This is a genomic window from Oenococcus alcoholitolerans (genome assembly GCF_051852995.1).
Classification (GTDB): domain Bacteria; phylum Bacillota; class Bacilli; order Lactobacillales; family Lactobacillaceae; genus Oenococcus; species Oenococcus alcoholitolerans.
Map to the genome: position 1 here is coordinate 20,593 of NZ_CP176040.1, position 12,052 is coordinate 32,644.

10 protein-coding genes and 2 pseudogenes are annotated in these 12,052 nt (G+C 38.3%); 7 read left to right on the top strand and 5 right to left on the bottom strand.

The window, feature by feature from the left end; all coding sequences use genetic code 11:
* The first annotated feature begins 146 nt into the window (after positions 1-146).
* The 5 genes and pseudogenes from ACKP2L_RS00425 (at position 147) to ACKP2L_RS00445 (ending at position 3,226) form a co-directional block, all read left to right on the top strand.
* Positions 147-491, top strand: coding sequence for a hypothetical protein (locus ACKP2L_RS00425; protein ID WP_439424651.1), 345 nt, complete (start codon positions 147-149; stop codon positions 489-491).
* A 3-nt stretch (positions 492-494) separates the two neighbouring features.
* Positions 495-767, top strand: a complete 273-nt coding sequence (locus ACKP2L_RS00430; RefSeq protein ID WP_439424684.1) for a Type 1 glutamine amidotransferase-like domain-containing protein — start codon at positions 495-497, stop codon at positions 765-767.
* A 136-nt stretch (positions 768-903) separates the two neighbouring features.
* Positions 904-1,494, top strand: a complete 591-nt coding sequence (locus ACKP2L_RS00435) for a site-specific integrase (RefSeq protein WP_439424652.1) — start codon at positions 904-906, stop codon at positions 1,492-1,494.
* 25 nt (positions 1,495-1,519) lie between these two features.
* Positions 1,520-1,878, top strand: a pseudogene (locus tag ACKP2L_RS00440) (hypothetical protein).
* A 358-nt stretch (positions 1,879-2,236) separates the two neighbouring features.
* Positions 2,237-3,226, top strand: a complete 990-nt coding sequence (locus ACKP2L_RS00445; protein ID WP_439424653.1) for a YhdH/YhfP family quinone oxidoreductase — start codon at positions 2,237-2,239, stop codon at positions 3,224-3,226.
* Between the two features lie 97 nt (positions 3,227-3,323).
* Here ACKP2L_RS00445 and ACKP2L_RS00450 read toward each other — a convergent pair.
* Positions 3,324-3,602, bottom strand: a pseudogene (locus ACKP2L_RS00450) (alpha/beta hydrolase fold domain-containing protein); the annotation flags it as partial.
* 86 nt (positions 3,603-3,688) lie between these two features.
* Here ACKP2L_RS00450 and ACKP2L_RS00455 point away from each other — a divergent pair.
* The gene (locus tag ACKP2L_RS00455) at positions 3,689-3,967 is read left to right on the top strand and encodes a RelB (RefSeq protein WP_439424636.1); all 279 of its coding nucleotides are present in this window, start codon (positions 3,689-3,691) and stop codon (positions 3,965-3,967) included.
* The gene (locus ACKP2L_RS00460) at positions 3,957-4,259 is read left to right on the top strand and encodes a type II toxin-antitoxin system YafQ family toxin (protein WP_439424654.1); all 303 of its coding nucleotides are present in this window, start codon (positions 3,957-3,959) and stop codon (positions 4,257-4,259) included. The genes ACKP2L_RS00455 and ACKP2L_RS00460 overlap by 11 nt, the downstream gene beginning before the upstream one ends.
* A gap of 134 nt (positions 4,260-4,393) precedes the next feature.
* On the opposite strand, the gene ACKP2L_RS00465 is transcribed toward ACKP2L_RS00460, so the two are convergent.
* The 4 genes from ACKP2L_RS00465 to ACKP2L_RS00480 are packed head-to-tail and all read right to left on the bottom strand — an operon-like array spanning position 4,394 to position 11,317.
* On the bottom strand, positions 4,394-5,239 hold the full coding sequence (locus ACKP2L_RS00465; RefSeq protein WP_439424655.1) for a GIY-YIG nuclease family protein: 846 nt from the start codon (positions 5,237-5,239) through the stop codon (positions 4,394-4,396).
* A gap of 60 nt (positions 5,240-5,299) precedes the next feature.
* Complete coding sequence (locus ACKP2L_RS00470) at positions 5,300-6,523, bottom strand: restriction endonuclease subunit S (RefSeq protein ID WP_439424656.1); 1,224 nt, start codon at positions 6,521-6,523, stop codon at positions 5,300-5,302.
* On the bottom strand, positions 6,523-8,136 hold the full coding sequence (locus ACKP2L_RS00475; protein ID WP_439424657.1) for a type I restriction-modification system subunit M: 1,614 nt from the start codon (positions 8,134-8,136) through the stop codon (positions 6,523-6,525). The genes ACKP2L_RS00470 and ACKP2L_RS00475 overlap by 1 nt, the downstream gene beginning before the upstream one ends.
* Before the next feature lie 13 nt (positions 8,137-8,149).
* Positions 8,150-11,317: a type I restriction endonuclease subunit R gene (locus ACKP2L_RS00480; RefSeq protein WP_439424658.1), complete on the bottom strand. Its 3,168-nt coding sequence runs from the start codon at positions 11,315-11,317 to the stop codon at positions 8,150-8,152.
* Between the last annotated feature and the right edge of the window lie 735 nt (positions 11,318-12,052).

The window sequence follows — 12,052 nt, forward strand, 5'->3', positions numbered from 1 at the left end:
CAGATGTTATTTATTTATAAAAGCAGCAAAATAACCTCCAATATCTAAATGCAGGATATTGGAGGTTATTTTAATAAGATTTTTGAGGGGCCATTTCTGAGAAATAGCCCCTTTACACTTTCATGCAAAAAAGGAGTGATTTGTGTTTGACGAAAATTTTATTATCCTCAAGGGCATTTAGTAATCAGCGTATTATCAGTGCTTTTTCTTTTCTTTTTAATTCTAATAGTGTTGACTATGCTGTACTTATTGTTAACTCCACAAAAGAACGTAAGAAAAGTCCACGTATAATAGAACTACAACATGAAATTAAAAATCTAGGCTTGAATGTTAAATTATTTGATGTCCTTAAAGATAACCCAGCGGTTTTAGAACAAGCTAAAGCAATTATCTTTAACGGCGGTTATGAATTTTTATTGCTACATGATCTTAAAAAGGCAAATCTAATAAATAAGATTCGGCTTTTAATTACCGCTAACATTCCTGTGTAAGGTATTAGTGCTGGTGCTATGGTTTTAGGGCCCGATCTTAATTTGTTTGATAAACTTTACCCTGAAGATAATTTTTATCATATGACCGATTGTTCAGCACTTAATGTAACAGCTGTGCGAGTTTATCCACACTATGATAAACAATTAAAAAATGACCCGACCTTAGAGCAAAAACTCATAAATTGGGAAATCAATACTCAGCAACAAATAACACGCTTAAAAGATGATCAAGGAATTTTAATCAATGATAGAAATATTACACTGCTAAATTCTTAATTCCGAGGGTCTATTAGATATCGCCCCTCTAAAACCTGATCAAAACAGCCCCTATTACCTAGCATGTAGATAATAGGGGCTGTTTTTTTATTAAATGATATAATAGTCCTAAAAAATAAGCTGGAAAGGTTAATCTATGGTTCAACAAATCGTACTGCCAATAAAAGACTCTAACGTCTTAAAAATGGTACAAGACACCTTATTAGATAGTTTTCGGGCGGGTCGCCGTAACTACACTATCTTTCAAGTCGGCAAGGCCACCTTGCTGCGGGTGAGTGATGTGATGACGTTAAAGAAATCCGATGTCTATAATCCAGACGGCTCTGTTAAACACACGGCCTTTATTCATGATAAAAAGACTGGTAAAGCAAATACATTATATTTAAAGCCTGTTCAGCACGACTTGTTGCAATATCATGATTGGATAGTCCAACAGAATATCAATTCAGACTGGTTATTTCCCTCAACGGCCCATCCAGACCGTCATATCACTGAGAAGCAGTTTTACAAGGTGATGGCACGCGTTGGTGATCTCTTAGGCATCAACTATCTGGGCACACATACCATGCGTAAAACAGGCGCCTATCGTGTTTATACGCAATCAAATTACAACATTGGTCTAGTCATGCATTTATTAAATCATTCTAGTGAGGCTATGACGCTGACTTATCTTGGTTTAGATCAAGCAAGTCGTGAAACAATGTTAGATCAAATTGATTTTGGGTAATAACGCCATAAGAGGAGGACTATTCATGGAATTAGATTTAGGTAATAACGCATATGATATTTTAAATGATTGGCATCCCAATGCGGCTAAGGAAGAACTAACGGCACGACTCACAAAACAAGTGTTAGTTGAGAAAGATCAGTTGCCAAAACTTTTATCACGAGAAGACTTAAAAGAACGTTGGGAGATGAACTCACGGTAAAGCGTGCATCAAGTTGCGACGAGACCTGATTTTCCAGCACCAATTTTAACCTTTAACCATGGTAAAACACTCCTGTATTGAGAAACGGAAATTCAAATTTTCGAAGTCAATCATCCATGTTAATTACAATGAGTGCGCGCTTATCTTATAGCCATTGGATCCTGCATAATGTGATTACTTAATTGTTGGCGTGAGCCTTCTGATACAAAAGAAAAACCAAGGATGAAAACATTGGCAACTGCTCTTTACGGGTGTCAAGAGTTTAAATGCGCATTGCTCTCATTTCATTCGATTATGATTCTTGCAAATAATTGCTTGTACATTGAACTTTTTTAAGGTGTAATTCCATTATTTTGTGATTCGATGGCCATTTAATAAAATGACTAGCCATTACTGTTTTGAGTAATACGATTTTCAGAGTATACTAGTGATTTTATTGTTGATAGGTACGTTAAACTCGTATATAGATAAAATGTTTTGGGTTAGTAAGTCAGTAATCATATTCTGCAACAAAACTATTTTGTTTAGAAAGGGAAATTTATGAAAGATTTTAAAGCATTAATTGTTAGCGATAAAGACGGAGAAATTGACTATAATATTGAAAACAATCTTACAGTTGATGATCTATCCAATGGAGAAGTATTAATTAAGATTCATTACTCTTCTGTAAATTATAAAGACATGCTAGCGGTCCAAAAAAATGGTGGTGTCATTCGAGATTATCCTATGATACCTGGTATTGATTTAAGCGGAGAAGTTGTAGAATCTTCTAATCCTAATTTTAAAACAGGACAAGAAGTTCTTGTGACGGGTTATAAGATGGGAATGAGTCATACTGGAGGATTTTCTGAATATGCTAAAATTCCCGCAGAATGGATAATTCCGATACCTGAAAATCTAAGTATGAAAGAAGCAATGATCTTGGGAACTGCTGGATTAACAGCAGCACTATCAATTGATGCGCTAGAGAAAAATGGTATGAGAGCTGACTCAGATCAAAAGATTTTAGTGACTGGTGCGGCTGGTGGTGTTGGTAGTATAGCTTTGCAAATTTTATCAAAAGTAGGATATAAAAACATCATTGCTCTTGTACGAAAAGAAAACCAAATTGAAGTTACAAAAACATTAGGTGCCACCGATACTATTTTATTGAGTGATTTTGAATTCGAAAATAAACCATTAAACAAACAACAGTTCCACTATATTTTAGATACTGTTGGAGGAGAATTATTGGCAAACTTGATTCCTTACGTTTTTTATCAAGGATCTATTTCCCTTTGTGGTAATGCTGGAGGAATTAAAATGGCAACCACAGTACTGCCATTTATTTTACGAGGTATTAATCTTTTAGGAATTGACTCAGTTAACATTTCTAATGAAAAAAGACTTTTCATTTGGGAAAACCTTTCAAAAAAATGGAAAATTACAGATACGACATTAGTAAACGAAATTACATTAGAAGAGCTTTCTAAAACATTAAATCAGTTAAAAGAAGGAAAACACTTAGGAAGAACAATTGTAAATATTTAGTTTTTAATTCTATAAACAGTTTGATGAGTCAATCCGTATATTAGGACATACAAAAAGCGCAAAATATTTTTTAAAATATTTTGCGCTTTTTGTATTATTAATCTTTTAACCAACTGGTTGCCAAAAGCATGGCATCCTTCTTGGCATTAGTTTCAGAAAAAACATTTAGCATGACAAAATCATGTATCACACCTTGGAACCGGGCTTGTGTTACTGGAAAACCACCTTCACGTAGCTTATTTGCATACGCTTCGCCTTCATCTCGTAATACGTCAGCTCGTGATGTAATCACTAATGCTTCTGGCAATCCCTTTAAATCATCTAAGCTAGCTCGTAAGGGTGAAGCTGTAATTTCATTACGTTGGTGTTCATCTGTTAAGTTATGGACTCTCATGTTTTATAGAAACCAACATGTTATTATGATTTATGTAGTACGATGGTAAACATAGAAAGGAGAATGCAATGAGTAATACTATTATTAAAAACAAGACGATTTCAACTCGTGTCACACCTGGCATCAGTGAACGGGCTAAAGCTAATCTAGCAAAACAGGGTCTAACCGTTTCTGAGTATCTCCGTTTATCGTTAGTTAAGGCGGCCAATAATGAAGTTCGTTTAGTCAGCTTTTTAGATTCACCAGAGGCTTTAATAGCTAAAAAGGAAGCTGAGACTGGTCAGGTCAAAAATATCGGTTCATTGACTGACTTTAATAATTGGATCGATAAATTAGATGCAAATTAAACAGACTAGAACCTTTGAACGTGAATTAAAAAGATTAGCAAAAAAACACTTTCCGATAACGATCTTAAAACCTTGTTTAAAAGCAGTTGTTGAACAAGATGTACTTGTTTTGAAACGGATTAAAGATCATGCACTAAAGGGTAATTGGCAAGGGTATCGTGAATTTCAACCTGCCAGATATAAAAACTACGGTAAAAATTATGATAGCTGGATTGTTATCTATCAGCTAGATCATAACGAATTAGTTTTGTTGTTGGTTGCGACTGGCTCCCATGAAATCTTGAATCAGTAGCTATGATTCAGGGGTACTTAGAAAGAAATAAATTAAAATAACCTCCAATATATAATGCAGGATATTGGAGGTTATTTTAACAAGATTTTTGAAGAGCAATTTGTTAAATATGGACCCTATACGAACATGTTTTGTTAATTGAGATTGTATCCGAATTTACGACTTAACAAGGCTTGTTTCCACCAGTTTTCTCTTTCAAAAATATATTTATCTGATGATTTGCCATCCGCAATTTCCAGAATTGAATATTGGAAGTACTGCTTAATATACTCAAAGGATAATTTCTTAAATTCTTCATTACCACCATGACCGGTCAAAACATAGTCCTGCCAACGCCCCCAGATCATGTTAGCTCCATAAGCAGATCCGACATATTGCTTACCTGATTTAGTATCAGTTATTAAGTAGATGCCTTTTTGATTCTGTAAAGCTGTGCGCCATTCACGATTGTTACGTGAAATAATTTGATGCAGTTGCGACCAACTCACTGTCACGTTAGCATATCCTGGAAAATCACGTTCAGAAAAGCGATTACTTAAAATTTCAACCACTTCCATTTGATCGATAATGGTTTCTGGAAGTCTAATTAAATTTTGCGACGTGTTGTGAAAGTTTACAATTACACGACCAAAGTACTTTTCGAAAGCTTCTAAGGGACGAGCATCGTACCAGTAATGAAGCTGATCATCAATACTTGGTAATGCCATACTTTCAGACACTTCTTTGACCTGAGTTATTTCTAAAACGTGAGTTAACAACCAGTTATCGCCAGACAGGCGAATCAGACCAATGACCTTCGTACCAACCTTGAAACCTGTCGATTTATTCCCTCGCCAAAGATAATGTCTAATAGGATCATCAGGGTTATTCCTATATCTCTCTAGCGGATTTTGTTCAGTATCTTGTCCCCAAGATAAAACAAAACGAATACGGAAATCAGATAGATCTTCAATTGATAATATATCGTTTAATTTAATCACGTTTAATATATACCTTTACTCGCATTTTCAAGGTTACGAGACGTATAGTGTGTTTTGTAATCAGCAAAACATCTTTTGTAGATACCCTTTTTTGAGTTCTTGGAGTTTTTCAAGCTTACGCTGATGAAGAGCGATAGTGTCATCTAGTTGTTTGAAAAATGAGCCAATTTTTTTTTGTTCTAATTCATTTTTTGGTATTAAAATATCAATATTTTTTATCATTTCAACAGTAATATTTGCATGTGAAGATGATTTTGTAGATCTTTTAAATTGTCTCTGCCCAAAATCGGACTCTAGTTCATATAGTATAAATTCTCCTTCAATTAGATTATTTAATTTACATATTCCTACAGCTCCTCCAACAAATGCTTTTTCATCACTATTATATAACCCGACGTTTCCAATATTCCCTGAGATTGTCACTAACAAAGAAGGTTGATCTAATGTTATTCTAGGAAATTTATTTGCCACTTCTATGGGTATATAGAAATCTGTATTCATATTAATTTTAAAACCAGAAAAATTTTTATTTTGAATAAATGGATATACATTGCCTTCTGATTTATTTACAAGAGCGGGTTTTATTGTTGCAGAATAATCAAATCCTGTTTGTTTAGTTATTAGTAAAGTAAATGATTCTAACTTACGCTCTTTCCAAGCGTCAGCAAACCCTGCAAATCTTAATTGCGGGAACTTGCTACCATTCTTTGGGAACATTTTTTGCAAATAGCCCTGTTTAAGTTCCTTAAGCTTAGCTAACTTACGCTGATGAAGAGTGATAGTGTTGTCAATCATCATCAAGAACTTAGAAATTTTCTCTTGTTCAGACAAATTTACGGGGATCATGACCGATATTTCACTCATAACATTATTCATCAACTTGGGATTTCCAACGTGTGAAACCCATTTCCATGCAGATCTGTTGAGATTCTCGGCCATTGCTTTATTAGCCAGACCATCAGCGGATAGAAGAACGCCATTAACGTTTGTACTATAAAATTTCCCGGGTCTAAAGTTAACGGTTCCTGCGTTAGCACCATCTGTAGTCCAAGTTATTGCGGTATCAAAAAGATAGTCCGAGTAATATCCCATCAATCCATCATTTTTTGTCTGCGAGGAATATACGGGATACTGATTCTTTCCAACTTTCTCAGGAGTTGTCTTGCTTGTCGCAAGGACTTGGCCTCTTGTAACTTTGTACAACTCACCTACCTTACGCTGTTCCCAAGGGTCAGTGAAATCTTTGAATCTTAATTGCGGATATTTAGCTTGTTTAGCATTCATTAGTGGTCCTCCGGTTTTGACTGGTCATTAACGTGAGTGGCCACTAACTGGCTAGCTAATTCATTAAAGGCTTGTTCATTCTGACTGATTTCCTCATCCAGTTGCTTTAGATCAGTTTTAACTTGATCCAGATCGATCTCGGGTTCCGGTTCAAACGTATCGACATAACGCGGAATATTTAAGTTGTAGTCATTCTCCCTGATTTCCGCCATCGAAGCAACATGGGCATATTTATCGACATCTTGCCGGTTTTGATAAGTGGTCACAATTTTTTGAATATTGGCTGCCGTTAGCTTATTTTGATTCTTGTCCTTTTCAAATTCCCGGGACGCATCAATAAACAAGACGTCATCAGTGGTTTTGTGTTTCTTTAAAATCATGATCAAGGTCGGAATACCAGTGGAATGAAAGATATTGGCGGGTAGTCCAATAATGGCATCAATCCGGTTATCCATTAGAAGCTTTTGGCGAATTTTGCCTTCCTTAGCCCCCCGAAATAACACGCCATGGGGTAAGACAATGCCCATAGTCCCGTGTTCTTGTAAATGATAAAAGCCGTGCAGCAGAAAGGCAAAGTCGGCTTTAGATTTAGGTGGTAAGACGCCATAGTCGCGGAAGCGGGGATCAGACAAACGTTTGTCGCTGTTATCCCAGTGTGCCGAGTAGGGTGGGTTCATGACGACCGCATCAAATAAGTAAGGTTCGTCAACCGGCCAATCTTTACTTAACGTGTCGCCATTGCGTAAGTGCATATCGTCATACGAGACGCCATGTAACATTAAGTTCATTCGGGCCAGGTTATAGGTTGTGGTGTTTAATTCTTGACCGTGATAACTCACTAAACTGGGATTTTGTACGTGCTGCCCGACATTTAACAATAGCGAACCAGAACCTACCGCTGGATCGTAGATAGTCCGCACTTGTTTGTCACCCGCATTACGTTGATAAGTCACAATCTGGGCAATAATGTCGGACACCTGCCGCGGGGTATAAAATTCTCCCGCTTTCTTACCAGAATCACTGGCAAATTGCGCAATTAAGTATTCATAGGCGTCACCTAGGACGTCGCCTTGATGATGAACGAGATCAATTGCATTTAAAGCCAACATAGTATCACTAATGGTTTGGTTCCGTTGCTGTAAAGAACTGCCTAGTTTATTACTACTCAGATCCACATCGGCAAACAAGCCCGAAAAGTCTTGTGCTGACGACAGATTTTGCGTCGACTGTTCCAGATCATGAAGTGCTTGGGATAAATCATCTAACGCAAAAGTATGGGCTTGAATTTTGCCAATCAGGGTGGTATACAAGGCCTGGGGTTGAATTAAATAGCCGAGTGTGTTTTGCAAATACTCAACTAAACTGGGCTGCATCGGCACACCTTCCAACTTAAATTGAGGATCCATATATTGAGCATATTTTTGGGTGACATTTTCGGTTTCACCCGCCCATTCACTAAAGGTCGTTAAGGTTTTCTCGGATAGAAACCGATAAAAAATTAATCCTAATAAATAATTTTTGTATTCGGAAGCGTCCATTTTTCCGCGCAAGACATCGGCCGCATTCCATAGGGCGCTTTCAAGCTGACTAGCTTGGGTGTTTTTTTCTGACATTGTTTAACCTCACTTATTTTTGTAAATAGATTGCTAAATCGTGTTCAATAAACTGCCGCCAAGCGGCCTGGGACTTAATCCGGTATAGTGGCAAAACAGCTGGAATCTTCGGTCCAGCGGCAGTTTGAGCTTGTAAGGCCGCTGCTAAATTCGCTGACTGCGTTAATTCTTGTTCATGATGCCATTTATCAGTCCCCACGGTGTGTTCACGCGCCACTCGCAATAGGGCTGCTTGATCTAAGCCCCAGGTGTGGGCAAAGGTCGTCGTTTTTTTAACCAATTGTTTTTGTGCGTAATCAGCCACCAACTCCCGAGCGTTCAACGCTACTGGCGCTTGATTTTGATCACTCTGTTGCTGAGAATGTTGCATTTGTTGCTCAATATAAGGCATAGCTTCGCGAATTAACTGGGCCTGTTGCGGTTGTGTTTCCGCTAATTTATTTAAACTAGCCTGGACTTTGGCACTGTTTTGCAAGTAATCTGTCATATGCGCTTGGGCTTGATCAGGTGTCGTGTACCGTTGCTGCTCATCAATCCAGTCTTGAATTAATTGCGTCAAATAATCATAGTCCACCAAGACGACTGAGCCAACGGCTAAAGAAAAATCTAAAGCCGCTAATTCTTCGGGGACTTTTTCAGGTTCTTGGTCGGTGACCGCTGCTTTAATTCGCAGGTATTTACCCGTATAGGATTCTACTTCTGGTTGAACAAGACCAAAAGTCTTGTCACTATTTTTCCAAGTAAAATCGTTATACATCGATAGCGAGTTTAATTGCTGGTTGACTTGACGAAAGGCTTTCACAAATTGCACCTTGGCCGTGGTTCCTTTCAGGTCATCGGCCGCCGTTGGCGTCGGGGCAATGGTTTTTAAATCCACCACAGCCTTTTGAAATTTTAAGACGGCCTGCTGATAAGTGGGACGAATGATGACATCAAAGGAGCCCTCACCACTATATAGCTTGTAAGCCTCACGTTCATTAGCTTCCATAGTTGCCGGCAGTCGAAAGGTCACAATTTGACCCTCTTGTTTTAATTCCCGGTTTTGGAGCCGGTTGGTGCGTGAGTAGGCTTGAATAAGTTCTTGATAGGCTAAGGTGCGGTCAACAAAGAGCGTGTTTAGCCGAGGGGCATCAAAACCCGTTAATAAACGGCGGACGACAATCACTAAATTAATTTCCTGATCGGCTTTCAAATGAGCAAAGACCGCCTCCCGCCGGGCGGATCGTTTTGCGACATCTTCGTTATAGAGATTCAAATCGGCTAAGCCAAAATTAGTGTGATACTGCTGATTATAATCTTTTAAAATGGTGGCCATTTGGTCATGTTTTTGCGCACTCTGATCTTCGTTTTCACTTAATGAATAAGTAATGGCAATGCGGGGCCAATCAGGATCCAGTTGATTGTGAGTAGTCTTTTTCGCGACCTTAAAGGCTTGATAATAGCGTTGTGCCATTTCAATCGAGCTGGTGGTCAAAATCGCATTGTAGTTGCCATGACCTAAGCTGGTTTTACGCGGGCCTTTTTGTAAAATATATTGAACAACTTGATTGATATGTTCATCGGTCTCAAAGTCAGCCGGAGTTAAATATGTTTCTTCCAAGTCCTTGACTGACATCGCTTGAATCTTGGCTTGAATTTTTGCTTCATCAGCCGTACTCAACAGGCGGCCTTGTTGATCACGACGCGCTTTGACGCGCTGGGTTTCTTTTTTTAGGGCCCGGGTTATTAAAGCGTCTTTACCAATCGTTGTCACGTGTTCCACGTTAAACGGCAACACGGCTTGATCTTCTAAGGCGTCTCGTAAGTTATAAACATGACAGACTTTGCCAAATAGCTCCTCGGTCGTAACCGCTAGATCACCCTTGAGCTGTTTTTTGTTTTCGTTAAAGATGGGAGTACCGGTGTAACCGTACCAGTTACTATTGACAAACGCTGTGCGAATTTCTTTTTGCATCTTACCAAACTGCGACCGGTGGGCCTCATCAACAAAGAAGATCACCCGTTGCTTTAAGGTCTTACTAAAACGGGATTGCTTGCCGGTTAATAGTTGGGCTTGCGTTTTTTTGACCGCCCGATGGAGTTTTTGAATCGAGGTGACCAAGACCTTACCATCATTTTGTTGTAACTTACGCATTAAATCTCCGGTATTTTGTGCTTCGTTAATGGCGATATCGTCATTGGCGGCATAGGCGCTAAAGTTGCTAGTTGTCTGTTCATCTAAATCCCGCCGGTCAACTAAGAAGATGACCTTATCGACACCGGGATCTTGCGCAGCTAATTTAGCGGTTTTATATGAGGTAAGCGTTTTGCCAGAACCCGTGGTATGCCAAACAAAGCCATCTTGATGATCGTGAATTCGGCGCATCACGGCTTCAATGGCATAAATCTGGTAAGGCCGTAAGAGAATTAAGCTTTGCCGCTCTTGGTCGATGACCGTATATTCACTGACCATTTTGTGGGCCATGGGAATATTAAGAACCTGGCGTGTGAAGGCTAAGCCGTTTTCCACGGAGTTATTATCCCGCGTTCGCCAATTAAACAAAAAAGCTTTATTGAAGTGATCCGGTTCGGCATTTGCAAAATACGCCGTACTATCCGGCGTCATAATCACAAACATTTGCAGCAGTGAGTAAATCCCCGTATATTTACCTTCCTGTGCGTATTTTTCAATTTGATTAAACGCCTGGTTAAGTTCGACCGTGGCTTTTTTTAGTTCCAATTGAATTAAGGGTAACCCATTAATTAATAGGGTTATGTCAAAGCGGCGATCAGGCTCGACATCTTGACTACCAGCTAACTTAGGTCGCACTGCTTGGCGGACCACTTCATAACTGGACTTACCACCAGCGACGTCGGCTTTCCAAAACAACTCTAATGTAACCGTGCCCAGCTTAGCATCGTCACGTTCAACTTCAACTTTGCCAATGCCATTTTCGGCGGCTAGTAATTTAGCTGCTTGGTAAGGTGTTCGGACTTCAATTGCCCGTTTAACTTGATTAAATTCAGTATCCGTTAAGGGGTGTCCCTGCAATTTAGCATAGTTATTGTTATTTAATTTATCACGGAAATTAGCCCATAATTGTTCCGGTGTCGCACCATACAGGTCTTTGCGTTCCACCCATTGATTGCTTCCAGTCGTTAAGGTTTTAACAACTTCTTTTTCAAACGACAGCTCCAACATAAAAACAGTCCTTCCCCCGCTTTTAAGTTACACACTCGTTTATTATATGCGACCGCTTGGCGCTTAGGCTTCATAATTTAATATAACCAGAATATAATAGAATCGAAATAGATAAGATCAATGTTTCTAGTACTTTGATGATAAAAGTTGGCCAAGCTGTTAAGATACAGACCCTTTATTAAATTTCAAAACTAATAAAAAAGGGAAATGAAAATTTCAGAAAAAATACATAAATTTAGTCCATGTAAATGGATTTGGACGATTATGTTTGTTAAAACATACTAATTTATGGGCAACAAGTAGATAAAGGCATGCATTTTGGAAAGCAACTAATATTTATAAGAAAGCAGCACGGAATTTCAAAAATGATTATGTTGATGAAACACTATAAGAGTAAGCAACGATTTTATGCTTGCTCTTGTAGGAATTATTTGAAGATTATAGTTCCTTATTTTAGAGCTTAAATATCATTCTTCAGAATGCTTCCGGTTTAAATAGACGTTAATTTCTTCAGTTATTTTAGAGTTTAATGCTACCTTTTTTGATATATCTTGGACAGCACCACCAATTGCTCTTTTAACCAGCATCATCGATTCGTCAAGGAGTTCTTGTGGAATTTTTTTAATGAGGCTTTCTTTTAAGAGAAGATTGACTTATTATACCCTCTCTTAAAAGTTGTCTCAGGAACTAGCTTACATCCAAGATAGATAGGATATAGGTATTGAAAAAAGAGGG

Excerpts from the sequence above, each read along its gene's own strand:
- ACKP2L_RS00435 (WP_439424652.1), top strand. The coding sequence starts at position 904 with ATGGTTCAACAAATCGTACTGCCAATAAAAGACTCTAACGTCTTAAAA.
- ACKP2L_RS00445 (WP_439424653.1), top strand. The coding sequence starts at position 2,237 with ATGAAAGATTTTAAAGCATTAATTGTTAGCGATAAAGACGGAGAAATT.
- ACKP2L_RS00455 (WP_439424636.1), top strand. The coding sequence starts at position 3,689 with ATGAGTAATACTATTATTAAAAACAAGACGATTTCAACTCGTGTCACA.
- ACKP2L_RS00460 (WP_439424654.1), top strand. The coding sequence starts at position 3,957 with ATGCAAATTAAACAGACTAGAACCTTTGAACGTGAATTAAAAAGATTA.
- ACKP2L_RS00470 (WP_439424656.1), bottom strand. The coding sequence starts at position 6,523 with ATGAATGCTAAACAAGCTAAATATCCGCAATTAAGATTCAAAGATTTC.
- ACKP2L_RS00475 (WP_439424657.1), bottom strand. The coding sequence starts at position 8,136 with ATGTCAGAAAAAAACACCCAAGCTAGTCAGCTTGAAAGCGCCCTATGG.
- ACKP2L_RS00480 (WP_439424658.1), bottom strand. The coding sequence starts at position 11,317 with ATGTTGGAGCTGTCGTTTGAAAAAGAAGTTGTTAAAACCTTAACGACT.